Origin of the sequence: Burkholderia sp. AU45274 (assembly GCF_030482505.1) — a bacterium.
GTDB lineage: Bacteria > Pseudomonadota > Gammaproteobacteria > Burkholderiales > Burkholderiaceae > Burkholderia.
In genome coordinates this window covers 1,209,718-1,235,592 of record NZ_JAUJQE010000001.1, presented here as the reverse complement: position 1 = coordinate 1,235,592, position 25,875 = coordinate 1,209,718, and the positions used below count along the sequence as shown (strand labels likewise).

Annotated in this window: 21 protein-coding genes; 11 read left to right on the top strand and 10 right to left on the bottom strand. The window is 68.4% G+C overall.

The window, feature by feature from the left end; translation table 11 throughout:
* Positions 1-104: 104 nt before the first annotated feature.
* Genes QZM35_RS05510 through QZM35_RS05500 form a run of 3 tightly spaced genes read right to left on the bottom strand, consistent with a single transcriptional unit; the run spans position 105 to position 2,183 of the window.
* Complete coding sequence (locus QZM35_RS05510) at positions 105-1,343, bottom strand: MFS transporter (protein WP_301775540.1); 1,239 nt, start codon at positions 1,341-1,343, stop codon at positions 105-107.
* The gene (locus QZM35_RS05505) at positions 1,340-1,675 is read right to left on the bottom strand and encodes a hypothetical protein (RefSeq protein WP_089427572.1); all 336 of its coding nucleotides are present in this window, start codon (positions 1,673-1,675) and stop codon (positions 1,340-1,342) included. Before QZM35_RS05505 ends, QZM35_RS05510 begins: the two co-directional genes overlap by 4 nt.
* A 37-nt stretch (positions 1,676-1,712) precedes the next feature.
* Positions 1,713-2,183: a MarR family winged helix-turn-helix transcriptional regulator gene (locus tag QZM35_RS05500; protein WP_089427573.1), complete on the bottom strand. Its 471-nt coding sequence runs from the start codon at positions 2,181-2,183 to the stop codon at positions 1,713-1,715.
* Positions 2,184-2,354: 171 nt separating this feature from the next.
* Between QZM35_RS05500 and QZM35_RS05495 the strand changes: the two genes are divergently transcribed.
* The gene (locus tag QZM35_RS05495) at positions 2,355-2,846 is read left to right on the top strand and encodes a 2,4'-dihydroxyacetophenone dioxygenase family protein (RefSeq protein ID WP_301775539.1); all 492 of its coding nucleotides are present in this window, start codon (positions 2,355-2,357) and stop codon (positions 2,844-2,846) included.
* Between the two features lie 98 nt (positions 2,847-2,944).
* On the opposite strand, the gene QZM35_RS05490 is transcribed toward QZM35_RS05495, so the two are convergent.
* Both QZM35_RS05490 and QZM35_RS05485 read right to left on the bottom strand, forming a co-directional pair.
* Entirely contained in the window at positions 2,945-4,093 is a 1,149-nt protein-coding gene (locus QZM35_RS05490) for an epoxide hydrolase family protein (protein ID WP_089427575.1), read from the bottom strand.
* Positions 4,094-4,169: 76 nt separating this feature from the next.
* Complete coding sequence (locus QZM35_RS05485) at positions 4,170-5,129, bottom strand: GlxA family transcriptional regulator (protein WP_301775538.1); 960 nt, start codon at positions 5,127-5,129, stop codon at positions 4,170-4,172.
* A gap of 136 nt (positions 5,130-5,265) precedes the next feature.
* Here QZM35_RS05485 and QZM35_RS05480 point away from each other — a divergent pair, with 136 nt between their 5' ends.
* Both QZM35_RS05480 and QZM35_RS05475 read left to right on the top strand, forming a co-directional pair.
* On the top strand, positions 5,266-6,066 hold the full coding sequence (locus QZM35_RS05480; protein ID WP_174974435.1) for an SDR family oxidoreductase: 801 nt from the start codon (positions 5,266-5,268) through the stop codon (positions 6,064-6,066).
* A 265-nt stretch (positions 6,067-6,331) separates the two neighbouring features.
* Positions 6,332-6,628, top strand: a complete 297-nt coding sequence (locus tag QZM35_RS05475) for a hypothetical protein (RefSeq protein WP_301775537.1) — start codon at positions 6,332-6,334, stop codon at positions 6,626-6,628.
* A 20-nt stretch (positions 6,629-6,648) separates the two neighbouring features.
* Here QZM35_RS05475 and QZM35_RS05470 read toward each other — a convergent pair whose 3' ends face one another.
* The 3 genes from QZM35_RS05470 to QZM35_RS05460 all read right to left on the bottom strand — a co-directional run bounded on the left by QZM35_RS05470 (position 6,649) and on the right by QZM35_RS05460 (position 10,578).
* Positions 6,649-8,001 (bottom strand): MFS transporter, encoded by a 1,353-nt coding sequence (locus QZM35_RS05470; RefSeq protein WP_301775536.1) that lies wholly within the window; start codon positions 7,999-8,001, stop codon positions 6,649-6,651.
* Positions 8,002-8,088: 87 nt separating this feature from the next.
* On the bottom strand, positions 8,089-9,438 hold the full coding sequence (locus QZM35_RS05465; protein ID WP_089427582.1) for an MFS transporter: 1,350 nt from the start codon (positions 9,436-9,438) through the stop codon (positions 8,089-8,091).
* A gap of 180 nt (positions 9,439-9,618) precedes the next feature.
* Entirely contained in the window at positions 9,619-10,578 is a 960-nt protein-coding gene (locus tag QZM35_RS05460; protein ID WP_089427583.1) for an MBL fold metallo-hydrolase, read from the bottom strand.
* 177 nt (positions 10,579-10,755) lie between these two features.
* On the opposite strand from QZM35_RS05460, the gene QZM35_RS05455 reads away from it, so the two are divergent.
* Positions 10,756-12,405, top strand: coding sequence for an IclR family transcriptional regulator (locus QZM35_RS05455; RefSeq protein WP_089427584.1), 1,650 nt, complete (start codon positions 10,756-10,758; stop codon positions 12,403-12,405).
* A gap of 850 nt (positions 12,406-13,255) precedes the next feature.
* Here the strand turns inward: QZM35_RS05455 and QZM35_RS05450 are convergent.
* On the bottom strand, positions 13,256-13,738 hold the full coding sequence (locus QZM35_RS05450) for an Lrp/AsnC family transcriptional regulator (protein ID WP_021159229.1): 483 nt from the start codon (positions 13,736-13,738) through the stop codon (positions 13,256-13,258).
* Between the two features lie 285 nt (positions 13,739-14,023).
* Between QZM35_RS05450 and QZM35_RS05445 the strand changes: the two genes are divergently transcribed.
* From QZM35_RS05445 to QZM35_RS05430, 4 genes are all read left to right on the top strand, one after another.
* Positions 14,024-14,671: a LysE family translocator gene (locus tag QZM35_RS05445; RefSeq protein WP_089427585.1), complete on the top strand. Its 648-nt coding sequence runs from the start codon at positions 14,024-14,026 to the stop codon at positions 14,669-14,671.
* Between the two features lie 122 nt (positions 14,672-14,793).
* Positions 14,794-15,969 (top strand): voltage-gated potassium channel protein, encoded by a 1,176-nt coding sequence (kch, locus tag QZM35_RS05440; protein WP_301775535.1) that lies wholly within the window; start codon positions 14,794-14,796, stop codon positions 15,967-15,969.
* Between the two features lie 53 nt (positions 15,970-16,022).
* A complete protein-coding gene (locus QZM35_RS05435; protein ID WP_069251485.1) occupies positions 16,023-16,454 on the top strand; it encodes a YqaA family protein in 432 nt (143 codons plus the stop codon).
* Between the two features lie 159 nt (positions 16,455-16,613).
* Positions 16,614-18,596, top strand: a complete 1,983-nt coding sequence (locus tag QZM35_RS05430; RefSeq protein WP_301775534.1) for a methyl-accepting chemotaxis protein — start codon at positions 16,614-16,616, stop codon at positions 18,594-18,596.
* Positions 18,597-18,632: 36 nt separating this feature from the next.
* On the opposite strand, the gene QZM35_RS05425 is transcribed toward QZM35_RS05430, so the two are convergent.
* Positions 18,633-20,288, bottom strand: a complete 1,656-nt coding sequence (locus QZM35_RS05425; protein WP_089427588.1) for an acyl-CoA synthetase — start codon at positions 20,286-20,288, stop codon at positions 18,633-18,635.
* Between the two features lie 168 nt (positions 20,289-20,456).
* Between QZM35_RS05425 and QZM35_RS05420 the strand changes: the two genes are divergently transcribed.
* The 3 genes from QZM35_RS05420 (at position 20,457) to QZM35_RS05410 (ending at position 25,874) form a co-directional block, all read left to right on the top strand.
* Positions 20,457-21,212, top strand: a complete 756-nt coding sequence (locus QZM35_RS05420; RefSeq protein ID WP_179255093.1) for a Crp/Fnr family transcriptional regulator — start codon at positions 20,457-20,459, stop codon at positions 21,210-21,212.
* A gap of 228 nt (positions 21,213-21,440) precedes the next feature.
* On the top strand, positions 21,441-24,608 hold the full coding sequence (locus QZM35_RS05415) for an efflux RND transporter permease subunit (protein ID WP_089427589.1): 3,168 nt from the start codon (positions 21,441-21,443) through the stop codon (positions 24,606-24,608).
* Positions 24,609-24,644: 36 nt separating this feature from the next.
* Positions 24,645-25,874 (top strand): efflux RND transporter periplasmic adaptor subunit, encoded by a 1,230-nt coding sequence (locus tag QZM35_RS05410; protein ID WP_089427590.1) that lies wholly within the window; start codon positions 24,645-24,647, stop codon positions 25,872-25,874.
* Position 25,875 lies beyond the last annotated feature (1 nt).

The following is a 25,875-nucleotide window of genomic DNA, read 5'->3' as shown; positions in this document are numbered from 1 at the left end:
GGCTGAGTGGCTGAACGGCTGAACGGCTGAACGGCTGAACGGCTGAACGGCTGAACGGCTGAACGGCTGAACGGTTGGGCAGCCTACGTCGGTTTCACTGCCGGTCAAGCGCCGTCGCCCGTGCCCGCCTGCGCACGCATCCGCTTCATGAAATGCGTCGCGACGAGCGCCGCGGCAAAACCGGACATCGCGCCGACACCGAGCGCCCAGCGCGGGCCGAGATGATTCGCGACCCAACCGGCCACCGGCGCGCCGATCGGCGTGCCGCCGAGCGCCACCGCGAGACGCAGCGCCATCACACGCCCGCGCATCGCCGGCTCGGTCGATAGCTGCACGAGGCTGTTGGTCGAGTTCATGAAGGTGATCGCGGCGATCCCGGTCAGCACGAGCGCGGCGCCGAACAGCCAGTAACCCGGCGCCAGCGCCGCCAGCGTGCAGCCGAGCCCGAACAGCGCCGCGCCGATCCACAGATGCCGGAAACGCGGCCGGTCGCGGCGCGCCGCGAGCAGCGCACCGGTGATCGTGCCGACGGCCATCATCGACGACAGCACGCCGAAGCCGCGCGCGTCGACGTGAAACACGCTGGCCGCCATCGTCGAGATGAACAGCTGGAAATTGAGCCCGAACGTGCCGATCAGGAACAGCATCACGAGGATCGCCTTCAGGTCCGGGCGCTGCCACACGTAGCGGAACCCGTCGAGCAGGCTCCCGCGCGTGCGGTCGGCTCGCGCATGCGCGCGCAACTCGTCGGCACGCAGCATCGACAGCGACGCCAGCACCGCGACGAAGCTGAGCCCGTTGAGCAGGAACGCCCAGCCGGTGCCGACCGACGCGATGATGAAGCCGGCCGCCGCCGGCCCGATCATCCGCGCCGCGTTGAACGACGTCGAGTTGAGCGCGACGGCGTTCGCCAGTTCCCGATCGGCGACCAGCTCGGCAACGAACGTCTGCCGCACCGGCGCATCGAATGCCGACGCACAGCCGAACAGGAACGCGAACAGATACACGTGCCACAGCTGCGCGACGCCGGTCACCGTCAGCAGCCCCAGCAAGAGCGCGAGCCCGCCCATCAGCGCCTGGGTCGCCATCAGCAGCTTGCGCTGGTCGAAACGGTCGGCCGCGTAGCCCGTCCACGGCAGCAGCAGAAGCTGCGGGCCGAACTGCAGCGACATCACGATGCCGACGGCCGACGCGTCGTGATGCATGAGCTGCGTGAGGACGAGCCAGTCCTGCGCGGTGCGCTGGATCCACGTGCCGATGTTCGACACCAGCGAGCCGATCGCCCACACGCGATAGTTGAAGCTGCGAAGCGAGCGGAAGACGCCCGCCGCCGGCACGCTCATGGCCGCTCCCGGTCGGGCTCGTTGCCGCCGTGCAGCTCACCGAAGCGCCGCGCGAGGAACAGGCCGAGCGCGAGGACGCCGAGGCCGAACGCCGCCGCGTCTGCCGTGATGCGGAGATCGAAGTCGCCGACCCGGCACACCAGCACGTAGGCAATCACGAGGTTCGCGACACCCCACAAGACATTCACGGTGGACGACGACAACCCGCGCCCGGGCGGATTCGCGAACGGCGTCTGGAACGGCTCGCCGCGCAACCCGCTGACGAGATGCGGCACGACGTTCGCGAGAAACGCGCCGCCGAAGAAATACGACACGAGATGCGGGAGGTTCATGTTCGGGCTTTCCTTGCGGCAAACGGGGCGAGGCGGTTTACGGACGCGCCGGTTCCTGGAATTCGGCGAGCCGCTGCAGCAGTTTCACGGCCGACGCGAGCTCGGCCTGCTCGGCCTCCGACAGTTGCGCATGCAGCGCGCGGAACAGCCAGTCGTCCTTGGCCGCGCGGTTGGCCTGCAGCGCCTTGCGGAAACCGGGCGTGAGCGCGATCAGCGTCTGCCGGCCGTCGGTGGGATCGGGCTCGCCGCTGACGGCGCCGAGCGTCTCGAGCGTCGCGACCGTCACGCGCATCGACTGCGGCCGCACGCTTTCGGCGCGCGCGAGCGCCGACACGGTCGCGGGGCCGTCGCGGTCGAGCCGCAACAGCACCGATTTCTGCGATGACGTGAGGTCGTTCGGGTGGACCTGCTCCCGCATCCGCCGCATCAGCTTGCCGACGGAGATGCGAAGTTCGCCGGCGAGACCGGCCAGTGGGAGCGCTTCGGAAGGAGGCAATGGCGTGTTCATAAATTCAAGATAACAGATATACAGTCAAACTGTACAGTTTGGCTGTATATTTCAAGCTGTAAGGATCGCCTCGTCGCATGTGCTCGAAAGCCAACGCTATACGTCCCGCTCGGCTGCACAAGCCGTGCTCTGCGATAATGCGGGCTCCCCATTTCCGCTCCACCGCCCGCCATGACGCAGCCGTCCGTCCCGCTCTCCACCGACCTGCCGCCGATCTCGTGCCTGCCCGGCGACGCGCTGCCGTGGCTGCCGATGAGCGCCGACCTGCCGGGGCTGGCGATCAAGTACCTGCACATCAATGCGGCCGAGGACACACTCTCCGCGCTGCTGAAGATGCCGGCCGGCGGCACGCTGCCGCGCCACCGTCATGAAGGCGAGGTGTTCGTCCATACGTTGCAGGGGGCGTGGCGCTACCGCGAATACGACTGGGTGGCGCACGCCGGCTCGACGGTGCTCGAGCCGGCCGGCTCGGTGCATACGCCGGAAACGCTCGGCGCGCCGGGTGAGGACGTAATCACGCTCAACGTGATGCGCGGCGATCTCGTGCTGCTCGACGACGACGGCCGCGAGACCGCGCGCGAGAACTGCCGCGTCGCGCTGCTGCGCCAGCGCAAGCATGCGCGTACGGCGCCGGACGACGCCGCGCCGTTCGTCACGCGCTAAGGCAGGCGCTAACGCAGGCGCCGCCGTCGCGTCGCGATCCGCCCGCACTCCCTGTCGACCGGATGGCCGCCGGTGCGCTGCGCCGGCCGACCCGATCGTCACCGAAAGCGCCGGAAAAACGTCCGAATATCGTCGGCCAGCCGATCCGGCTCTTCCATCGCCGCGAAATGGCCGCCGCTCGGCATGTCGGTCCATTGCACGACGTCGAACACGCGTTCCAGCCAGCTGCGCGGCGGACGGCTGATTTCCTTCGGAAAGCGCGCGAACGCGACGGGCACCGTCACGCGTTGCCCGGCCGCGAAACGCATGGGCTGCAGCCGGTTTTCCCAATACATCTGCATGGATGAGCCGATGCAGCCGGTGAACCAGTAGAGCGAGATGCCGGTCAGCAGCGCATCGTGCGAAAACCGCCGTGCGACGTCGCCGTCGCAATCGCTCCACGCGCGGAATTTCTCGGCGATCCAGGCGGCCAGTCCGGCCGGCGAATCGTTGAGCGCGACGGCCAGCGTCTGCGGCTTCGTCATGTGCACATGCGCGTAGCCGCCTTCCAGCGCGGCCCACTCGCCGCGCTGCGTCACGAAGGCCCGTTCGTCGTCGGTCAGCGGCACGGCCGCGTCGGCCGGAGGTTCGTAGCTGCCGGGCAGGTAGTTCAGATGGATGCCGTCCACCCGGTCGGCATGCCGCGCGCCGAGCGCGATCGACACGCCTGCGCCGAGATCGCCGCCTTGTGCGCCGAAGCGTCGATAGCCGAGGCCGGACATCAACGCCGCCCAGCAGTCGGCGACCTGCAGTGCCGACATGCCGGGTGCCGTTGGCGCGGGCGAGAACAGGAAGCCGGGCAGCGACGGGACGACGACATCGAACGCGTCGTCAGGATCGCCGCCGAATGCCGCCGGGTCGCACAGGCGCTCGATCAGCGCGGCGAATTCGAACACGGAGCCCGGCCAGCCGTGCGTGATGACGAGCGGATAAGGTTTCGGTCCCGCCCCACGCCGATGGATGAAGTGCACGCGCTGCCCGCCTGCGTCCGCGACGAACTGCGGCAACCGGTTCAGCGCACGTTCCACCGCGCGCCAGTCGAAGCGCTCGGCCCAGTAGTCGGTCAGTTCGCCCAGCCACGCGCCGTCCACACCCTGCTGCCACGGCTCGGCGGGCGTGAGCAACGGCGGGCGGTGGGCGCGCAGGCGCCGACGCAGGTCATCCAGCGCGTGATCGGGTATCGCAATGTCGAACGGCTCGGCGTGCATGGTGTCTCCTCGCGAAACGTGCCGGAGATTCTGCGCGATTTTTCCGACCTTCGCTGGCGTCTCGCGCCCGCGGGCATCAGCCCGCTTCCCGCTCCTCCGCACGCGCGTCGCGCCGCATCGCCTGCGGCGGAACGCCGAACCCGCGCACGAACGCCTCGCGCATGTGGCGGCGGTCGCGAAAGCCGTTTTCCTTCGCGATCACGTCGAGCGAGTGGCGGCTCTGCTCGATCATCAGTCGCGCCCCCTCCAGCCGCAGCCGCTCGATCGCCTTCGCCGGCGACTGCCCCGTTTCGAGCATGAACACGCGGCTGAACTGGCGCGGGCTCAGGTGGACGGCTTCGGCGAGATCCTCGACGGTCAGCGCGCGGCCGAGATTCTGCCGCGCGTAGTTCAGCGCGTTCTGGATCCGGTCGGATTTCGGCGCGAGCTCCAGCATTTCGGAATGCTGCGACTGGCCGCCGGCGCGCCGCTGGTGCATCACGAGCTTGTGCGCGACCGACCGGGCGGCATCGGCGCCGAGATCCTTTTCCACCATCGCGAGTGCGAGGTCGAGGCCGGCCGTCATCCCGGCCGACGTCCAGATCGGGCCGTCGACGATGTAGATCCGGTCGTCCTCGACGCGGATCTCCGGATAGCACCGCTGCATGTCGCGGCCGAACGCCCAGTGCGTCGTCGCGCGGCGCTGTGCCAGCAACCCGGCTTCGGCCAGCACGAACGCGCCCGTGCAGATGCCGGCGATCCGCCGCGCGCGTGCGCTGGTGCGGCGCAGGAACGTGACGACGCCGGCCGGCGCCGGCGAAGCGAGCGGATCGTTGACGCCCGCGACGATCCACGTATCGACGGCGATCCGCCCGCGCAGCGCGTGCGTGGCGACCGGCAGCCCGAGCGACGAGCGCACGTCGCCGCCGTCGACCGAATAGTTGGCCATCGCGTAGAACGGCTCGCTCGTGCCCATGTTCGCGTACTCGAACACCGATTGCGCGGCGAGCGCCATGATCTGGAAGCCGTCGCTGATCAGAAAGCCGATGCGGTGCATGTGGAATCTCCCGTCCCGGGCGAAGGGGTCGACCCGATGTCCGGAATCATACCCATCTACGTCATTTGTGTCGCAACGATTCGGGACCAGAATGGCTTCACGCCATCCGGCCATTTCCCTCGAAACGGAGCACATCATGACGCAAGCACATCGCGGTACCGCCCTCATTACCGGCGCCTCGTCGGGCATCGGCGCCGTCTACGCGGACCGCCTCGCGCGCCGCGGCTACGACCTGATCCTGGTCGCGCGCAACCGCGACCGCCTGGCCGCCCTCGCCGACCGCATCACGAACGACACGCAGCGCAGCGTCGAGATCATCGACGCCGACCTCAACGACCGCGCGGCACTCGCCGCCGTCGAGGCGAAGCTGAAGCAGGATGCGAGCATCACGCTGCTGGTGAACAACGCGGGCATCGGCACGCACACGCCGCTGCTCGACAGCGACATCGACGCGATGACGCGGATGATCGACCTCAACGTGACCGCGCTCGCGCGCCTCACCTATGCAGCGGTGCCCGGCTTCGTCGCCCGCGGCAACGGCGCGGTGATCAACATTTCGTCGATCGTCGCGATCTCGCCGGAAACGCTGAACGGCGTGTACGGCGGCAGCAAGGCGTTCGTGCTCGCGTTCAGCCAGTCGCTGCATCACGAACTCGCCGACAAGGGCGTGCAGGTGCAGGCCGTGCTGCCCGGCGCGACCGCCACCGATTTCTGGCAAACGGGCGGCCTGCCGCTCGAGCACCTGCCGAAGGAAATCGTGATGTCGGCGACCGACATGGTCGACGCGGCGCTGGTCGGCTTCGATCGTGGCGAACTCGTGACGATCCCGTCGCTGCACGCGGGTGACGAATGGGCCGCGTACGAGGCCGCGCGCCGCACGATGGCGCCGCACCTGTCGGCCGACACGCCCGCGCCGCGTTATTCGACGGCGGGCTGACCACGCGACGCTCGCGGGTCGAAAGCAATAGCCGTTTCGAAGCCCGGGAGGTGCTGCGGAACACGGTGATACGTGGCGAATTGCCCGTCATCATCCGAAGTTCGGCGGCACGTTTCCGGGCATCTGCGGATTGATGAATTCGTCCGCGGGAACGCACACCGGATTGTTTCCCGATCGGCCTGGCGTCCCGCCGCCCCCTTTGCTCGACATATTCGGGACGGATCGTGTAGGCTGGCGCCCCTGCCCCTACACACCCCGACTCGCCATGGACAATGCCAAACGAACCGCGCGCATCGCGTCAGTTCTTCTCGTCGTCGCGCTCATCGAGCTGCTGGCGCTGCTGTTCGGCTACGGGTTCGCCAGTTCGATGGACGATCCGTACATGGGCCTTCGCGTGTTCATCACCGCGCTCTTCTGGGCGGCAGGCCTGTCGGTCATCGGGGTCATGGCGGCGATCGCGTGCCTGTCGATCGACCAGCAGGCGCGCGGCGGCACGATCAGCTGGGCGCTGGCGCTGCACAGCCTGATCGTCCTGCCCGGGCTGTTTATGTACTTCAACTGAACCGCACCGCCGCGCCCGCGTCACGCCGATTCCGCACGCGGCACCGCCCGCACGCCCAGCAGCATCGCGACCGTGCATGCCGCCAGGAGCGCCGCGATCATCAGCATCGCCGGGTCCATGCTGCCGGTTCTGGTGCGGATCAGCCCGACGAGCCACGGCGTGATCATGCCGCTCGACACGCCGATGCTGCTGATCAGCGCGATCCCGCCGGCCGCGCCCGCGCCGGAGAAATACGCGGACGGCACGGCCCAGAACACCGGATGCGCGGCGAAGATCAGCATCGCCGCGACCGACAGCAGCGCCATCATCGCGACGATGCTCGACAGGTGCAGCGTCAACAGCGCGAGCGCCACCGCGCCGCCGAGCGCACATGCCGCGAAGTGCCAGCGCCGTTCGCGCTTGCGATCGGAGCGCCGCGCGATCGCGATCAGGCCGGCCGCGCCGATCGCATTCGGCACCACCGACATCAGGCTGATCTGCACGACGTCGTGAATGCCGAATTCGCGGATCATCAGCGGCATCCAGAACAGCAGCATCAGGAGCGCGGTGGTCAGCGAGAAATAGATGAATGCGAACAGGTACGTGCGCGGTTCGGCCAGCACCTGCCGCAGCGAATGCGGCGCCGGCGTCCCGGCACCGGCGCGGTCGGCGGCGAGGTCGGCGGCGAGGTCGGCCGCGAGCCGCTGGCGGTCGGCGTCGGACAGCCAGCTCGCCTGCTCGGGACGATCGCACAGCCAGAACCAGGCCATCACGCCGAGCAGGATCGCGGGCGCGCCTTCGATCGCGAACATCCACTGCCAGCCGTGCAGCCCGAGCACGCCCGACATCCCGCGCATCAGCCAGCCCGACAGCAGCCCGCCGACCATCCCCGCCACCGCGACGCCCGCGTAGAAGATCGACAGCACCGACGCGCGCCGGCGTGCCGGATACCAGTACGTCAGGTAAAACACCACGCCCGGAAAGAACCCGGCCTCGAACAGCCCGAGCAGGAAACGCAGCACGTAAAAGTGCTTCGCGCTGTCGACGGTGATCATCGCGACCGACACCGCACCCCACAGGAACATGATCCGCGCAAACGTGCGGCGCGCGCCGAAGCGGCGCAGCAGCGCGTTGCTCGGCACCTCGAACAGCACGTAGCCGACGAAGAACAGCACCGCGCCGAGGCTGTACATCGCATCGGTCAGGCCGAGATCCTGCCGCATCTGCAACTGCGCGAAGCCGATGTTGCTGCGATCGAGGATCGAAACGATGTAGCAGATGAACAGGAACGGCACGATTCGCGCACCGATGCGGCGGTACAGCGCGTCGTCGTCCGTTGAAGCGATACCGGACGCGACGGCACGCGCGGCGTCCGCTTGAAGAGGGGCTGACATCGATCGTCTCCTCGCTGGGTTCGGGTACGGGACTCACACGTCGTGCCAGTCGCCGCCGCCCGCGAGCGGCGACCGGCCGTGGCTCGCTCAGTCGCGCGGCGCGGCTTCGCCTTTCACGCCGAGCATCAGCGCGACGCCGCTCGCCACCAGCAGCGCGGCCAGCAGATACACGGCGAGATCCATGCTGCCGGTGCGCGTGCGGATCATCCCGATCACCCACGGGCTGACGATCCCGCTCGTGATCCCGATGCTGCTGATCAGCGCGATTCCGGCCGCGGCGGCGTTGCCCGACAGGTAGCGGGTCGGCACCGCCCAGAAGATCGGCAATGCGGCGAAGATCAGCGTCGCCGCGACCGACAGGCACGCGAGCATCGCCGCGAAGCTGTGCAGGTGCAGCGTCAGCGCCGCGAGCGCGAGCCCGCCGCCGATCGTGCAGCACGCGAAGTGCTTGCGCCGCTCGCCGGTGCGGTCCGAACGACGCGCGATCAGGATCAGCCCCACCGCACCGACCGCGTTCGGCACCACCGTGTACAGGCTCACGGCCACGACGTCGGTCACGCCGAAGTCGCGGATCATCAGCGGCATCCAGAAGTTGAGCGTCAGCGACGCGCAGGTCAGCGAGAAATAGATGAACGCGAACAGGTACACGCGCGGGTTCGCAAGCGCGGCCACGAGGCTGCGCCCGTCGTGCGCGTGGCCGTGGCCGCGGCCGTCGGCGCACAGCGCGGCGACCCGCGCCTTTTCATCGGACGTGAGCCACGTGGCGTCCTGCGGGCGGTCGACCAGCAACGTGAACGCGGCGAACGCGAGCAGGATCGCCGGCGCGCCTTCGATCGCGAACATCCACTGCCAGCCGTGCAGCCCGAGCACGCCGCTCATGTCGCGCATGATCCAGCCCGACATCAGGCCGCCGAGCACGCCGGCCACCGCGACGCCCGCGAAGAACACCGAGATCGCGGCCGCCCGCCGGTTCGCGGGGAACCAGTAGGTCAGGTACAGCACGATGCCGGGAAAGAAGCCCGCTTCGAACACGCCGAGCAGGAAGCGCAGCACGTAGAAATGCGACGGTTGCGACACGAACATCATCCCGGTCGACGCGATGCCCCACAGCAGCATGATCCGCGTGAAGGTGCGGCGTGCGCCGAAACGCGCGAGCAGCAGGTTGCTCGGCACTTCGCAGAACACGTAGCCGACGTAGAACACCGCGGCGCCGAGGCCGTACATCGCGTCGCTGAAGCCGAGATCGTGCTTCATCTGCAACTGCGCGAAGCCGATGTTGATCCGGTCGAGGAACGAGATGACGTAGCAGAGGAACAGGAACGGCACGATCCGCCAGGCGATCTTGCGGAACAGCAGCGCGTCGTCCGTGGCGGCGGAAGCGGAAACCGAAGCGCTCGCGTGCGCGAGCGTCGCTTCGGCGGGAAGCGATTGGGGCATGTCTCTCTCCAAACAGGCTGCGCGATTCGAGCGCGCAAGCCGTCTCCCAGGGCGTACGTGCGCCCTGCTTTCTTGTGAGATCGGATACGGCGGACGGAAAGCCGGCAGGAAGCCGTGGCCCGTCGCCGCGTCAGAAAAAAGGCGGAGCGCCCTGCCGGACACCCCGCCTGTGCAAGCCGCTCAGTCCTGCAGCGCGGCCCACATTTCCTTGTCGCGCTGCGCGGTCCAGATGCGCGGATGCGTGATGCCGCTCGCTTCGTCGAACGCACGCGACACGTCGAACGGCAGACAGTGCTCGTAGATGAACACGTGGCCGAACTTCGGATCCATCGCTTCGCGCGTGAGCGCCATCGACGCCTTCAGGTCGAGCTTCTGCTCGACGGCCTTGCGGCCCTGTGCGAGCAGCGTCGTGACGAAATCCTTCGTGTAGTCGAGGCCCTTGTTCACGTCGGCCGGGTTCAGCAGCGCGGGGCCGCGGCCCGGCACGAGCTTCTCGGCGCCGAGCGCGCGCAGCGCCTCGAGCGTGGCCGGCCATTGTTCGAGCTGCGCGTCGCCGCAGTAGCACGCGGCGTCGTATTCGACGAGGTCGCCCGAGAACAGCACTTTCTGCGACGGAATCCAGACGATCGTGTCGCCCTTCGTGTGGCCCGAGCCGACGTGCATGATCTTCACTTCGAGCTTGCCGAGGAACAGCGTGATCTCGCGCTCGAACACGAGCGTCGGCCAGGTCAGGCCGGGCACCGTCTCGACACCCGCGAACAGGCGCGGGAAACGCTCGATCTCCGACTTCATGTCGGCCTCGCCGCGCTCGACGATCATCTCGTACGTGCCGCGGCTCGCGATCACGTGCTGCGCGCCTTCGTCGAAATACGCGGACGCGCCGAGCACGCGCACCGCGTGGTAATGCGACAGCACCACGTGCTTGATCGGCTTGTCGGTCACGCTGCGGATCTTCGCGATCAGGTCCTGCGCCATCGCGGGCGTCGCGGTCGTGTCGACGATCAGCACGCTGTCGTCGCCGATGATCACGCCCGAGTTCGGGTCGCCTTCGGCGGTGTACGCGTACGCGTTCTCGGACAGCTTCGTCCAGGTGACTTTCTTCTCTTCCAGATCGGCTTGGGAGGCGAATGCTTTGGCCATGTTGCGTTCCGTGGCTGCGAGCCATGTGTTGAGGGGAGTGAGCGGATCATCTTCCTGCGCCGATTATTTGTCAATGACAAAGTCACTTGCTATTGTCTAATGCGGGTAAACCTGCGGGCTGGCGCGATAAATGGCGTCGGATACCATGCGGGGTTTCGTCAACGGAAGAATCATCGCGTGCAGAACCACGAAGTCAGCGCAGACGACGCGCCGCCCAAGGCGCAGCGCGGGATCCAGAGTGTCGAGGTCGGCGGCCGGCTGCTCGACGCGCTCGCGCGCCGGCGCAAGCCGCTCGGCCTGTCCGAGCTGGCCGCGGCGGCCGACCTGTCGACCGCGCAGGCGCACACCTATCTCGTCAGCCTGACGCGGCTCGCACTCGTGAAGCGCGATGCGATCACCGGTAACTACGAGCCGGGCCCGTTGTCGCTGCGGCTCGGGCTGATGTCGATCGAGCGCCAGCCGGCCTATCGCGCGGCGCTGCCGCACGCGGCGCGGCTCGCGGAAGCGGTTGGCCTGAGCGTTGCGCTGTCGGTGCCGGGCGTGCTCGGGCCGACGATCGTGCGAATCGAGCACGGCGGCTATCCGCTGCACGTGAACCTGCACGTCGGCTCGGTGATGTCGCTCGACACGACGGCCACCGGCCGCGTGTTCCGCGCGTTCGGCGACCCCGCCCAACTCGATGCGATGGCGGCCAGCCAGGCCGGCGCGGGCGCCACCCTCGCGGGCGCCGAGCAGCCCGCGCCGGACGCCGGCGTGCCGCAGGCGGAACTCGACGCGATCCGCGCACGCGGTATCGAGCGCGGCGTCGACCTGCCGAGCCCCGGCGTCAGCGCGATGTGCGTGCCGGTGTTCGACGCGCAAGGCACGCTGCAACTCGCGTTGACGGTGATCGGTTCGACGGGCTCGATCGACGTCGACTGGGACGGCCCGATCGCGGCGGCGTTACGCGACGCGGCTCTTCAGGCAACCGCATCGCTCGGCGCGGCGCACGATGCGCCTCCGCCGGCTTCCACCTCGGCGCCGACCGCCCCGCGTGTGCCGCCTGCACTGGCCGACGATGCGAAGGCGCAGCGCGGGATCAATGCGCTCGACAGCACCGGCGAGCTGCTGCTCGCGCTGGTGTCGGCGGGCCGCGCGCTGCCGTTGCGCGATCTCGCGGCAGCCGCCGGCATGCCGGCCGCGAAGGCCTTTCCGCATCTCGTCAGCCTGCAGAAGATCGGCCTGCTGAGCCGCGACGACGCCGGCTGCTTCGGCGGCGGCCCGCTCGGGCAGGCGCTCGGCCTGATCGCGATGCAGCGCGTGTCGCCGACGCGCGACGCGGAAGCCGAGATCGTCGCGCTGGCCGGCGCGACCGACATGAGCGTGGCAGCCGCGACGCTGGGGCCGCTCGGCCCGACCGTGATCCGCCTCGAAGAGTCGGCACGACCGCAGCACGTGAGCCTGCAGGTCGGCACGGTGATGTCGCTCGTCAATACGGCGATCGGACGGATCTTCGCGGCCGGCATGTCCGACGACGTGCTGGCCGACCTGCTCGCCAACGAGCCCGTGCGCCTCGCGGGCCGCGCCGCCGCGCCGGTCGACGCGGCCTTCCGCGCGCGGCTCGCGACGATCCGCGCGGACGAACTCGATTTCGCATTCGACGCGCCGGTGCCGGGCATCGGGACGGTCGCCGCGCCCGTGTTCGATCACACCGGCAGCATCCGGCTCGTGATCGCGATCATCGGCTCGTCGCGCGGCTTCCCGCGCGGGCCCGACAGCGAGCTCGCGCAGGCGCTGCTCGCCGCGACGCGACGGCTGTCGTGGCGGTTCGGGTGGATCGGCGGATAGCCGTCCCCTTTTTTCTCTTCTTCCCTCCGCCAGACCGCGCCGCGAGGCGCAGCCTCGCCACGCCTGCGCGCCAGGCCTTTCCGGGGCGGGATGGCCGTACTAAATGACATCGCTATGAAGCCGTGTGCGACCGCCATTCATGTTGCATCGCGGCAACATAAACTGTCAGGAATTCTCATATAACGAAATCGCATTTCACAAAGCGGAGGTGTTTCGCTATGATTAGGGTTATCCCTAACTCGCCACCTATATGGGGCTTCGTCATGCAAACGTCTAACACCTCCGACCGTTCCACCGAATCCGCTGGCTGGCTCGCACGTATGGGCGAGCTGATTGCAGAAGCTTGGGCACTCCACCTCGAGAACTGCGAAGTCATCGCTGAAGCACACGCACGCCTGCCGCGCTGAGCGCGGAATGGCCGGCCGCCAGCCGGTTGGCCCGACGATACCCTGCCTGATCCGCTTGCCCGGACGCGCGCCATGAGGCCGCCGCGTCGGGCAACGGATTGCAAGGCAAGTCGTCAGAAACAGGCCGGGTGATCCCGTTGGATGCGCGCCGTGTTTCAGGCGCGCGTTGAAGTCGCCTTGAAGTTGCTTTAAAGCCGACGCCGGCGCCGCGATCAACCTCGGCGCGGTTTTGTCTGCCGGTTGCCCGGGCAGGCAGCTGCTATCTCGCCGGCGCGTGAGTCCGCCGGATCATCGCGAGCGGAAGATTCATCCGCGTTGCAGGCCCGGGCGCCGAACCCCGCCTCACGCCTGCCCCCTCTCCCGATTGCCGGCTTGCTCCGCGCAAACGCGCAGCCTCATGCGCCGTCGTTTCAACGACGGCCGCACACGCCTCCCCGCCCCCATCACACCTGAATCGACGGCACGTCCTTCATGCAGCGCAGCGCGAACATCGAGCGGCTGTGACGGATGCTCGAAATCTTGTACAGCTTTTCGCGCAGGAACCGCTCGTAACCGGCCGTGCCATCCACCGCGACCTTGATCCAGTAGTCGTACTCGCCCGACACGAGATACGCCTCGAGCACCTCGGGCAGCGCGGCGAGTTCCTCGCCGAAGCGCGCGAGCGCGTCGTCCTCGTGGCGATCGAGCGTGACTTCGAGGATCACGATGTCCGCATAGCCCAGCTTGCGCTGATTGACGAGCGCGACGTAACCGTCGATGTAGCCGTCCACCTCGAGCTGCCGCGTGCGGTTCCAGCACGCGGTGGTCGACATGCCGATCTGTTCGGCCAGTTCGGCGTTCGACAGACGCGCATTTTTCTGCAGTGCACCGAGGATCTTGCGGTCCTGGCTGTCGAGCGTTTTCGGCGAGCGTTCACGTGTGGCCATGGCAAAAAGAATCTTCTACTGAAAACTGGGATTCTATCTGAACGACATTCCGGATTTGTGTCGGTTTGTGTGGAAAAGCGGAAGCCTTTTAATCCGGCCCCTTGATATATTTTTACCCATGCCTGCTGTCCGGCACGTTCCCCGCGACAACCCCTTCGCACCGGGACGCACAGCCGCAATCACGAGTTGCGGTGCCGGCCGGCAGGCATGCGATTCCCCGCCGTCCGCGCGCCTATCCGGCCGCGCGGCCTCGGCGCCCGTGATCCTGTTCCTGCCCTACCCGTCATGTCGTTCAGGCTTTACCTGTCGTTTCTCGCGGCTTCCGCCGTTCTCGTCTACGCCCCCGGCCCCGTCAACCTCCTCACCATGAACCAGGCGCTACGCGCCGGCTGGCGCCGCGCGCTGCCGTGCGTCTGGGGCGGCACGCTCGCCGTGCTGCTGCAACTCGCGCTGACCGCGCTGTGCCTGAATTCGCTCGTGCATCTCGACGAGCGCGCGCTGACCGTGCTGCGCTGGGCCGGCGCGGCCTACCTCGTCTGGCTCGGCTGCAAGCAATGGCTCAGCCGCACGCCGGCCGGCGCACCCGCCGCCTCGGCCGGCCCGGCCGGACCGGCCACGCCGGACACCGACTCGCACCGCGCGCTGTTCTGGCGCGGCGTGGCAACCTCGGGCCTCAATCCGAAGACGCTGCTGTTCTTCCCGTCATTCTTCCCGCAGTTCATCAGCCCCAACGCCGACTGGAGCCTGAACCAGCAGTACCTGCTGCTCGCGGCGACGTTCGCGGTGCTGTTCGCGGGCGGCGTCGCGTCGATGGCGCTGTTCTCGCACCGGCTGAGCCGCGCGCTGCAGCGGCCCGCGCGGATGCGCGCGATGAACCGCGTGACGGGTGGCCTGCTCGTCGGCATGGGCGCGATCATGGTCGGCTGGAACTGAACGCGGCCGGGCGGCCGGCTTCATCGCGGCCGCCGCAACGCCCCTCGAAAAAGCAGCCGAGCGCCGAATGCTTTAGGGTAGCGGCTGTTTCGTTGGACATGCCCGGCCAGCCGGGCGACTGGATGAAGCTTCTCACTTCCCGCCTGCGGTGCCTGTTCGCGCCGATCGGCCTGCACTGGTATCTCGCTCTCCTCCTCGCGCTCGACGCGCTCATGGTGCTGCGCCCCGTCGTCGAGCATGCCCGGCTCGGCGTGCATCACGCGTGGCTCGCCGATGCGCTGAACCTCGTCGACAACGCCGGGCTCGTCGTGTTGCCGCAAGTGGTCGTCGCGGCCGGCCTCGCGACGATGGCCATCGGCATCGTGCTGCGCGCCCGCGTCGCGTGGGTGCTGTCGATCCTGCTGCTGGTCGCGGCCGCCGCGATCAGCGTGCTCGGCGGCTATCGAAGCCACGCGGTGTTCGTCTACACGGCCGTGCTGGCCGTCGCGCTGCTGTACTACTGGCGGCACTTCGACCGCGCGAGCGTCGCCGCGAGCAGCCTGTTCGCGTTGCTGAGCATCGTGTCGCTGCTGATCTACGCGACCTTCGGCGTGCTGTATCTCGGCGACGAATTCACGCCGCCCGTCCACGATCTCGCCACGGCCGTCTATTTCTCGATCGTGTCGATGTCGACGGTGGGCTACGGCGACATCGTCCCGCACGCGCCGACCGCCCGCCTGTTCACCGCGTCGGTGATCGTGCTCGGCATCACGGTGTTCGCGACGTCGATCAGCGCGGTCGTCGGGCCCGTGATCGGCGGCAATCTGAAACGGATCGTCAAGGGAGGCATTTCGAACGTGATCCGCAAGCATCATTACCTGATCGTCGGCGCGACACCCGTCGCGCATGCCGTGCACGACGGGCTGCGCAAGCGCGGCTACGCGGTGACCGTCGTCGTGCCGGCCGGCGTCGAGCACAACTATCCGGCCGCGACCGACCTGATCGTCGGCGATGCGACCGACCACGCGGTGCTGGAACGCGCCGGCGCGGCGACCGCGCGTGCGGTGCTCGCGCTGCGCTCCGACGATGCCGAAAACGCGTTCATCATCCTCGCGATCCGCGAGATCGCATCGTCGGTGCGCACGGTCGCGCTCGTGAACCAGCAGCGCAACCTCGAACGGCTGCGCCTGCTGAAGCCCGACATGGTGTTTTCGCCGCAGCAGCTGGCGGGCGAACTGCTGGCCAGCACGCTCAACGACGAACCCGTCGACAAGTCGCTGATCTCGCACCTGCTGTTCGGCACGGCCGACGCCGCATGACCGTGTGACCCGGTGCCCCGGATTGGCCGGTGCGTGCCCGGTACAATCGCGCGATGTCCGAATTGCTCACTTACGGCGGCCTGTTCGCCGTGTCGATGGTCGCCGCGACCCTGTTCCCGCTCCAGTCCGAAGCCGTGCTCGCCGGCCTGCTGCTCGCCGGGCGCGAACCCGTGTGGGCGCTGGTGCTCGTCGCGAGCATCGGCAACGTCGCCGGCTCCGTGATCAACTGGGCGCTCGGGCGCGGCATCGAGCACTTCCGCGAACGCCGGTGGTTTCCCGTCAAGCCCGCCGCGCTCGCGCGCGCCGAGCGCTGGTATGCGCGCTACGGCCGCTGGTCGCTGCTGCTGAGCTGGGCGCCCGTGATCGGCGATCCGCTGACGATGATCGCCGGCGTGCTGCGCGAGCCGCTGCCGTCGTTCCTCGCGATCGTCACCGTCGCGAAGGTCGCGCGGTATCTCGTGATCGCGTGGCTCGTGACGCACTGACACCCCGCTTCCCGTCGCCCACCCGCGCGACGGCCGCACCTGCCGGCGCCGCCATCGACCGCGCGCCGCTAAAGATTTCGCCGAAGTTGCCGTATTAACCGGTCGACTAGCGGTGACGCGTGCGTTCCGCCTCCTCTCCCTCCCCACTCAGGATGTTCCATGAGATTGACTCAATTGGGCCGGGTGAGCGTCGGCGCGCGTCTCGCGGCGCTGGCGTGCGCACTCGTCGCCGTGCTGTTTACCGTGTTCGCGTGGACGCTCGCTCATTTCGCCGGCCAGCAGCTGGCTGAAGAAGCCCACATGCGGATCGTCGACAAGGAACAGTCGATCCGCGCGATGGTCGACCTGTTCGACAAGGCGCTGTCGGCCGAAGCCAACCGTTCGATGTCGCTGTTCGCGAGCTTCCTGCCGCCCGATTTCTCGCTCGACCCGACGCGTACCGTCGACATCGGCGGCGTCGCCGCGCCGACCCTGCTCGCGGGCGGCCAGCCGCTCGACCTCGACTATTCGATTCCCGACCAGTTCCTGAAGAAAAGCGGCGCGATCGCGACGATCTTCGCGCGCGACGGCGACGACTTCGTGCGCATCACGACGTCGCTGAAGAAGCAGGACGGCGCGCGTGCCGTCGGGACGAAACTCGACCGTGCCGGCCCCGCGTACGCACCGCTCGTCGCCGGACGCAGCTACACGGGACTCGCGAAGCTGTTTGGCCGGCCGTACATCACGCAGTACAAGCCGGTGACCGATGCGACCGGCCGCGTGATCGGCGCGCTGTTCGTCGGCCTCGACATCGGCGCCGAGCTCAAGCTCGTCGAGGACGGCATCCGCTCGCTGAAGATCGGCGACAACGGCTACTACTTCGTGCTCGATGCGTCGCAGGGCCCGTCGCGCGGCACCTTCGTCGTGCATCCGGATGCCGCCGGCCAGCGGGCCGACGACACGCGCGCGCCGTACGCGCAGATGCTCGCAACCGGCCAGGGGCGGCTCGCGTACACATCGACCGACCCGGCCGCGCACGACGGCGGCCCGACCGCGAAATTCGTGTCGTTCACGACGATTCCGCAGTGGCAGTGGCTCGTCGGCGGCATCGCGCTCGACGACGAACTGCTCGCCACCATGCGCGCCACCCGCAACCGCTTCCTGATGATCGGCGCGGTGCTCGTCGCGGCGTTCGCGACGCTGTTCGTCATCGTGGTGCGCCGCGTCGTGAGCCGGCCGCTCGATGCGGCGGCACGGGCGTCCGAACGCTATGCGGCGGGCGATCTCAGCGTGCGCATCCGCGATGGCGCGGCCACCCGCGGCCAGGCCGGCGACGACGAGATCGGCCGGCTCGTGCAGGCGGTCGACGGGATCGGCGACGGCCTCGCGCGGATCGTCGCGCAGGTGCGCAACAGCTCCGCGGACATCGCGCGCGGCACGGTCGACATTGCCGCCGGCAGCAGCGACATCGCCGCGCGGATCGCGACGCAGGCGAGCAGCGTCGAACAGACGGCCGCCAGCATGGAACAGATCACCGCCGCCGTGCAGCAGAGTGCCGAGCACGCGGCGCAAGCCAATGCGCTGGTCGCGGACGCGTCGGCCGCCGCGACGAACGGCGACGCCGCGGTGCAGCGCGTGGTCGCGACGATGGACGACATCGGCCGCGCGACGCGCCGGATCGCCGAGATCACCGGCGCGATCGAAGGCATCGCGTTCCAGACCAACATCCTGGCGCTGAACGCGGCCGTCGAGGCCGCGCGCGCCGGCGAACACGGCAAGGGCTTCGCGGTGGTCGCGGCCGAGGTGCGCGCGCTCGCGCAGCGCAGCGCGGCCGCGGTCAAGGAGATCGACGCGCTGAGCGCCGAATCGTCGACGACCGTCGAACAGGGCTACCGGATCGCGGAGGCCGCACGCGGCACGATGCGCGACATCGTCGCGCGCGTCGACCAGGTCCGCGCGCTGATCGGCGAGATCAGCGCCGCGTCGCGCGAACAGTCGACCGGTATCGAGCAGGTGAACCTGGCCGTCACGCAGATCGGCGACGCGACGCAGCAGAACGCGATGCTGATCTCGGATGCCGAACGCGCGGCCGTCGCGCTGCGCGACCAGGCCGCGCATCTGTCGGACGCGGTCAGCGTGTTCCGGCTCGAACGGAAGGCGTGACGGAGAACGGCTGGCCAGCGACGGCCGGCCCATCGCCTACTTCTTGTCGTCGCCCGCCAGATCGATCGCCTTGTCCGACCCCACCGCATTGCGCAGCTGGAACTTCTGGATCTTGCCGGTCGACGTCTTCGGCAGTTCGCCGAACCGCACGGCCTTCGGCACCTTGAAGCCCGCGAGCAGCGCCTTGCAATGCGCGACGATCTCCGCCTCGGTCACGCTCGCGCCTTCGCGCAGCTCGACGAACGCGCACGGCACCTCGCCCCACTTCGGGTCGGGCATCGCGACGACGGCCGCGACCGCCACCGCGGGATGCCGGTACAGCGCATCCTCGACCTCAATGCTCGAGATGTTCTCGCCGCCCGAGATGATGATGTCCTTCTTGCGATCCTTGATCCGGATATAGCCGTCCGGCATCAGCACCGCGAGATCGCCGGTATGGAACCAGCCGCCGTGGAACGCGTCGTCGGTCGCCTTCGGGTTCTTCAGGTAGCCCTTCATGCAGATGTTGCCGCGGAACATGATCTCGCCGAGCGTCTCGCCGTCGGCCGGCACCGGCGCCATCGTGTCGGGATCGAGCACCGTCGCGCCCGCCTCCAGGTGATAGCGCACGCCCTGGCGCGCGTTGAGCCGCGCGCGCTCGTCGTCGCTCAGTGCCTCCCAGTGCGACTGCTTCGCGCAGACGGTCGCCGGGCCGTAGACCTCGGTCAGTCCGTACACGTGCAGCAGGTCGAAGCCGATCTCCTTCATCTTCGCGATCACGGCCGGCGCGGGCGCCGCGCCCGCGACCATCGCGTGCACCGTGTGGTCGATGCCTTCACGGAATTCGGCCGGTGCGTTCGCGATCGCGCTCTGCACGATCGGCGCGCCGCAATAGTGCGTGATGCGTTCGCGGCGGATCAGGTCGAACACCGTCTTCGCATCGAACTTGCGCAGGCAGACGTTCACGCCCGCGCGCGCCGCGACGGCCCACGGGAAGCACCAGCCGTTGCAGTGGAACATCGGCAGCGTCCACAGGTAGACGGCGTGCTTCGGCATGTCCCATTCGAGGAGGTTGCTGACGGCCGCGAGATACGCGCCGCGATGGTGGTAGACGACGCCCTTCGGGTCGCCGGTCGTGCCGGACGTGTAGTTCAGCGCGATCGCCTCCCATTCGTCGGCGGGCGGCGTCCACGCGTAGTCGGCGTCGCCGCTCGCGACGAGCGCCTCGTAGTCGGTCGCGCCCGCGAAGCGCGCGGGATCGGCCGCCATCGCATCGGCCACGCTGACGATCTTCAGGCCCGGCACCTCGAGCGCCGCGCGATGCGCGAACTCCGCGTATTCGGTGTCGACGATCAGCACCTTCGCCTCGCCATGACGCAGCATGAACAGCACCGACGACACGTCGAGCCGCGTGTTGATCGTGTTCAGCACCGCGCCGGCCATCGGCACGCCGAAGTGCGCCTCGACCATCGCCGGAATGTTCGGCAGCATCGCCGCGACCGTGTCGCCGCGCTCGACGCCGAGCCGCGCGAGCGCGCTCGCCAGTTGCTTCGCGCGCGTGTAGGTCTCGCCCCACGTGCGGCGCACGTCGCCGTGCACGATCGCGAGGCGCTCGCCGTAGACTTCGGCCGTCCTGACCAGGAAGTCGATCGGGGTGAGCGGCACGTAATTCGCGTCGCGGCGGCCGAGCCCGGCCTCGAACATCTGCGTCATGATCCTGTCTCCCGTGTCCTGTCGACCGGGGCGCATCCACCCCGGATCGTTTTGATGTGGTTCAATTGCCGACAGCCTAACGGGCACTATTGTGAGCGGTCTGTCATCGAAACGACAGAGTGCCTTTCACGCGCTGCGCGTTATCCCTATCCTCGCAAACCCGCACCCATGCACGACCCTCTCGTTGCCTCGCCCGACGCGCCCGCCGCCCCGGCCGACACCCTTTCCGAACCGGGCCCGCTGCCAGCGCTGGCCACGCTGTTCGGCCAGTGCGCGTGGTTCCGCACGCTCGCGCCCGAGCACCAGGCGCTCGTGCTCGCGCAGTCGCGCGTCGAGCAGTGCGAGGCAGGCGCTGTGATCGCCCATCGGCTCGCGCCATCCGAATACTGGATCGGCGTGCACCGCGGGCTGCTGAAGCTCGCGATCTTCAATGCGTCCGGGCGCGGCTGCACGTTCTCCGGCGTGCCGTCGGGCGGCTGGTTCGGCGAAGGCAGCGTGATCAAGCGCGAGCTGCGCAAGTACGAGGTCGTCGCGATCCAGCGCTCGACCGTGCTGTTCGTGCCGGTCGACACGTTCCACGCGTTGCTCGACACGAGCCTGCCGTTCACGCGTTTCGTGATCCACCAGTTGAACAACCGGATGGGCGAATTCATCGCGTCGATCCAGAACAGCCGGCTGCTCGACGTCGATGCGCGCGTCGCGCAGGCGCTCGCCCAACTCTTCAACCCAGACCTGTACCCGGACACGGGCCCGTCGCTGTCGATCTCGCAGGAGGAACTGGGGATGCTCGTCGGCGTATCGCGACAGCGCATCAACCAGGCGCTGCAGCAGCTCGAGAAGCTTGGTGCGCTGCGGCTCGCGTACAACCAGATCGACGTCGTCGATCTCGGGGCGCTCGCGCGCGTCGGGATGGAGCAGATCTGAGCGCGGGCCGATGAACGGAATCGCCATCGAAGCAGCGCGCCCATCCGGTATCGCGACCGTTTTCCGGCCGTCGCGCCGCGCGGCGTTTCCTCTGCTGAATCGGCAATCGGCCGCCCCGCCCCGACCTGACAATTCCGCCAGTTTCGCGACAGTAACCCGTTCCACGCCGACGCCTATCATTCGGGTGCCCTTTACCCACGCCTGATCACCGCCCGTCCCGCTGCCTCCATGTGGATCGTCAATCTCGCGCTCAAGCGCCCCTACACGTTCATCGTGATGGCCATCATGATCGTGCTGGCCACCCCGCTTGCGCTGATGCGCACGCCGGTCGACGTGCTGCCCGCGATCAACATTCCCGTGATCAGCGTCATCTGGAATTACAGCGGCTTCTCCGCGACCGAGATGACGAACCGCATCACGTCCGTGCATGAGCGGATCCTGACGACGACCGTCAACAACATCCAGCACGTCGAATCGACGTCGTTGCCCGGCATCGCGGTCGTGAAGGTATTCCTGCAGCCGGGCGCGAACGTGCAGACGGCGATCGCGCAGACGGTCTCGTCCGCGCAGGCGATCGTGCGGCAGATGCCGCAAGGCGCGACGCCGCCGCTCGTGATCACCTATTCGGCGTCGAGCATCCCGGTGATCCAGCTCGGGCTGTCGAGCAAGACGCTCAGCGAACAGTCGCTCGCCGACATCGCGCTCAACTTCCTGCGCCCGCAGCTGATCACGGTGCCGGGCGTGCAGATCCCGTTCCCGTACGGCGGCCGCACGCGCGTGGTCGCGATCGACCTCGATCCGCAGGCGCTGCAGGCGAAGGGGCTCACGCCCGCCGACATCGTCAACGCGGTCAACGCGCAGAACCTCGTGCTGCCGACCGGCACCGCGAAGATGGGCCAGACCGAATACCGGATCGACACGAACGCCTCGGCCGACACCGTCGCCGACATCAGCAGCCTGCCGGTCCAGACCATCAACGGCGCGACGACCTACCTGCGCGAGGTGGCGTCGGTGCGCGACGGCTTCGCGCCGCAGACCAACGTCGTGCGCCAGAACGGCCAGCGCGGCGTGCTCATCTCGATCCTGAAAAGCGGCGATGCGTCGACGCTCAAGGTCGTGTCGGACCTGAAGGCGCTGCTGCCGAAGGTGATCCCGACGCTGCCCGAAGGGCTCACGATCACGCCGCTGTTCGACCAGTCGGTGTTCGTCAACGCGGCCGTCCAGGGCGTGATCCACGAGGCGCTGATCGCCGCCGTGCTGACCGCGATGATGATCCTGCTGTTCCTGGGCAACTGGCGCAGCACGCTGATCATCGCGATCTCGATTCCGCTGTCGATCTTCACGTCGCTGATCGCGCTGTCCGCGCTCGGCGAGACCATCAACATCATGACGCTCGGCGGGCTCGCGCTCGCGGTCGGGATCCTGGTCGACGATGCGACCGTCACCATCGAAAACATCGAGCGGCACCTGCATCTCGGCACGAACCTGCACGACGCGATCCTCGAAGGCGCCGGCGAGATCGCGGTGCCCGCGTTCGTGTCGACGCTGTGCATCTGTATCGTGTTCGTGCCGATGTTCTTCCTGACGGGCGTCGCGCGCTTCCTGTTCGTGCCGCTCGCGGAAGCGGTCGTGTTCGCGATGCTCGCGTCGTACGTGCTGTCGCGCACGCTGGTGCCGACGCTCGCGATGCTGCTGTTCCGCCCGCAGCAGGCGGGCACCGGCGCCGGCCATGCGACGTCGCGCTTCGCGCGCATCCATCATGCGTTCAACGCGGCGTTCGAGCGGCTGCGCGCGTGGTACATCGTGCTGCTCAGCATCCTGCTGGTGCGCCGCCGCTTCTACGCGATGTGCTTCCTCGGCTTCTGCGTGCTGTCGACGGGCCTCGTGTTCGTGCTCGGCCGCGACTTCTTCCCGAATGCGGATTCCGGCAACATCCGGCTGCACATGCGCGCGCCGACCGGCTACCGGATCGAGGAAACCGCGCGCCTCGCCGACCAGGTCGAGCGCGTGATCCGCCAAACCGTGCCGCCTGACGAACTCGGCGCGATCGTCGACAACCTCGGCCTGCCGGTGAGCGGCATCAACCTGTCGTACAGCAACGCGGGCACGATCGGCACGCTCGACGGCGAGCTGCTGATCGCGCTGAAGCCCGGCCACCGCGCGACCCAGCACTACGTGCAGACGCTGCGCCAAGTGCTGCCCGAGCGCTTCCCGGGCGTCGAGTTCTTCTTCCAGCCGTCGGACATCATCACGCAGATCCTCAACTTCGGCCAACCGGCCGCGATCGACCTGCAGGTGCTCGGCAACGATCTCGCGAGTAACATGACTATCGCGAGCAGCCTGATGAAAAAGATCAGGCAAATCCCCGGCGCCGTCGACGTGCACGTGCTGCAACGTAACGACGAACCGACCCTGCTGGCCGACATGGACCGTACGCGCATGCAGCAGCTCAATCTCTCCGCGCAGAACGTCGCGCAGAACATGCTGATCTCGCTGTCCGGCAGTTCTCAGACCACGCCGTCGTTCTGGATCAACCCGCGCACCGGGGTCCAGTACCCGCTGCAGATCCAGACCCCGCAATACAACATTTCGTCGGTCGACGACCTGCTCGGCACGCCGATCTCGGCGAGCGGCCGCACGGGCATGCCGCTGCAACTGCTCGGCAACCTCGTGCAGGTGCGCAGCACCGCGAACCCGGCCGTGATCACGCACTACAACATCCGCCCGGCGATCGACGTGTACGTGAGCGTCGAAGGCCGCGACCTCGGCGCGGTGGCCGGCGAGATCGACCGCATCGTGTCCGGTGCGCGCGCGACGCTGCCGCGCGGCACCGAGCTGACGATGCGCGGCCAGATCGAGACGATGCGCACGTCGTATATCGGCCTCGGCGCGGGCGTCGCGATGGCGATCGTGCTGGTCTACCTGCTGATCGTCGTCAATTTCCAGTCGTGGCTCGACCCGCTGATCATCATCAGCGCGATGCCGGCCGCGCTCGCCGGCATCGTCTGGATGCTGTTCATCACCGGCACCCACCTGAGCGTGCCCGCGCTGACGGGCGCGATCATGACGGTGGGCGTCGCGACCGCGAACAGCATCCTGGTCGTGTCGTTCGCGCGCCAGCGCCTCGCCGACGGCGCGCCGCCGCTCACGGCCGCGCTGGAAGCCGGCGCGACACGGATCCGGCCGGTGCTGATGACGGCGCTCGCGATGATCATCGGGATGGTGCCGATGGCGCTCGGCCTCGGCGAAGGCGCCGAGCAGAATGCGCCGCTCGGCCGCGCGGTGATCGGCGGGCTGTTGTTCGCGACCGTGTCGACCCTGCTGTTCGTGCCGCTGGTGTTCGGCGGCGTGCATGCGCGGCTGGCCCGCCGGCGTGCGCGCCAGGCCGGCCACTGACTTTCGTCCCACTACCCGGTTGATTTGGTTGAATTCATGGAAGAGAAACATCACAGCGCGGTCGGCATCCAGGTGGACGAACACGGCATGCACCTGCCGACACGGTCGTCGGTGTCGCGACGCGGGAAAATCGTCCTGATCGTGATCGGCGTGCTGCTGGCCGCCGGCGCGGCGCGCACGGTCGTCGTCAACGTGCTGAACCACAACCGGCTCGACGCGGTCGCCGAGCAGAACACGCGCCAGTACGTGACCGTCGCGCATCCGGTCGATGCGGCCACCGGCGGCAAGCTGACGCTGCCCGGCACGCTGCGCGGTTTCGTCGAGGCGCCGATCTACGCCCGCGCGAGCGGCTACGTGCTGCGCTGGCAGGCCGACATCGGCGCGCACGTGAAGCAGGGCCAGACGCTCGCCGAACTCGACACGCCCGAGCTGAACCAGGAACTCGCGCAGGCCACCGCGCAGCGCCAGCAGGCGCAAGCCGCGCTCGCGCTCGCGAAGACGTCGTTCGACCGCGCGCAGCAGTTGCGCCAGCGCGATGCCGTCTCGCAGCAGGAACTCGACGACCGGCAAGGCGCGTTCAACCAGGGCACCGCGAACCTCGCGGCGGCCGATGCCAACATGCGCCGCCTCACCGAGCTGAAAGGCTTCCAGCGGATCGCCGCGCCGATCGACGGGATCGTCACGCAGCGCAACGTCGACGTGGGCGATCTCGTCAGCTCCGGCAACGCGGGCCGCTCGCTGTTCACGGTCGTGCAGGCCGACCGGCTGCGCCTCTACGTGCAGGTGCCGCAGGCGTACGCGCAGCAGGTGAAGGTCGGCCAGCACGTGAGCGTCGCGCAGGCCGAGCTGCCGGGCCGGACCTTCGACGGGACGGTCACGCGCACGTCCGAGGCGATCGACGTCGCGACGCGCTCGCTGCAGATCGAGATCACGCTGCCGAACCCGGACGGCAAGCTGCTGCCCGGCGCGTACGTGCAGGCGACGCTGCCGATGACGCCGGTCGGCCGCCTGCAGGTGCCGGCCAATACATTGCTGTTCCGCGCCGAGGGCCCGACGGTCGCCACCGTCGACGCGAACGGCCGGGTGCGCCTGAAGCAGGTGACGGTCGTGCGCACGATCGGGCAAACGCTCGAAGTCGACGGCCTGCTCACGCCGAACGACCGCCTCGTCACGAACCCGAGCGACGCGCTCGCGAACGGCGACCCGGTGATCGTCACGGCGCCGGCCGCGAAGCCGGCCTCCGGCGCCGCGGAGGCGAAGTCGTGAT

Coding starts and splice junctions, on each gene's coding strand:
- QZM35_RS05510 (WP_301775540.1), bottom strand. CDS start 1,343: ATGAGCGTGCCGGCGGCGGGCGTCTTCCGCTCGCTTCGCAGCTTCAAC.
- QZM35_RS05505 (WP_089427572.1), bottom strand. CDS start 1,675: ATGAACCTCCCGCATCTCGTGTCGTATTTCTTCGGCGGCGCGTTTCTC.
- QZM35_RS05500 (WP_089427573.1), bottom strand. CDS start 2,183: ATGAACACGCCATTGCCTCCTTCCGAAGCGCTCCCACTGGCCGGTCTC.
- QZM35_RS05495 (WP_301775539.1), top strand. CDS start 2,355: ATGACGCAGCCGTCCGTCCCGCTCTCCACCGACCTGCCGCCGATCTCG.
- QZM35_RS05490 (WP_089427575.1), bottom strand. CDS start 4,093: ATGCACGCCGAGCCGTTCGACATTGCGATACCCGATCACGCGCTGGAT.
- QZM35_RS05485 (WP_301775538.1), bottom strand. CDS start 5,129: ATGCACCGCATCGGCTTTCTGATCAGCGACGGCTTCCAGATCATGGCG.
- QZM35_RS05480 (WP_174974435.1), top strand. CDS start 5,266: ATGACGCAAGCACATCGCGGTACCGCCCTCATTACCGGCGCCTCGTCG.
- QZM35_RS05475 (WP_301775537.1), top strand. CDS start 6,332: ATGGACAATGCCAAACGAACCGCGCGCATCGCGTCAGTTCTTCTCGTC.
- QZM35_RS05470 (WP_301775536.1), bottom strand. CDS start 8,001: ATGTCAGCCCCTCTTCAAGCGGACGCCGCGCGTGCCGTCGCGTCCGGT.
- QZM35_RS05465 (WP_089427582.1), bottom strand. CDS start 9,438: ATGCCCCAATCGCTTCCCGCCGAAGCGACGCTCGCGCACGCGAGCGCT.
- QZM35_RS05460 (WP_089427583.1), bottom strand. CDS start 10,578: ATGGCCAAAGCATTCGCCTCCCAAGCCGATCTGGAAGAGAAGAAAGTC.
- QZM35_RS05450 (WP_021159229.1), bottom strand. CDS start 13,738: ATGGCCACACGTGAACGCTCGCCGAAAACGCTCGACAGCCAGGACCGC.
- QZM35_RS05445 (WP_089427585.1), top strand. CDS start 14,024: ATGTCGTTCAGGCTTTACCTGTCGTTTCTCGCGGCTTCCGCCGTTCTC.
- kch (WP_301775535.1), top strand. CDS start 14,794: ATGAAGCTTCTCACTTCCCGCCTGCGGTGCCTGTTCGCGCCGATCGGC.
- QZM35_RS05435 (WP_069251485.1), top strand. CDS start 16,023: ATGTCCGAATTGCTCACTTACGGCGGCCTGTTCGCCGTGTCGATGGTC.
- QZM35_RS05430 (WP_301775534.1), top strand. CDS start 16,614: ATGAGATTGACTCAATTGGGCCGGGTGAGCGTCGGCGCGCGTCTCGCG.
- QZM35_RS05425 (WP_089427588.1), bottom strand. CDS start 20,288: ATGACGCAGATGTTCGAGGCCGGGCTCGGCCGCCGCGACGCGAATTAC.
- QZM35_RS05420 (WP_179255093.1), top strand. CDS start 20,457: ATGCACGACCCTCTCGTTGCCTCGCCCGACGCGCCCGCCGCCCCGGCC.
- QZM35_RS05415 (WP_089427589.1), top strand. CDS start 21,441: ATGTGGATCGTCAATCTCGCGCTCAAGCGCCCCTACACGTTCATCGTG.
- QZM35_RS05410 (WP_089427590.1), top strand. CDS start 24,645: ATGGAAGAGAAACATCACAGCGCGGTCGGCATCCAGGTGGACGAACAC.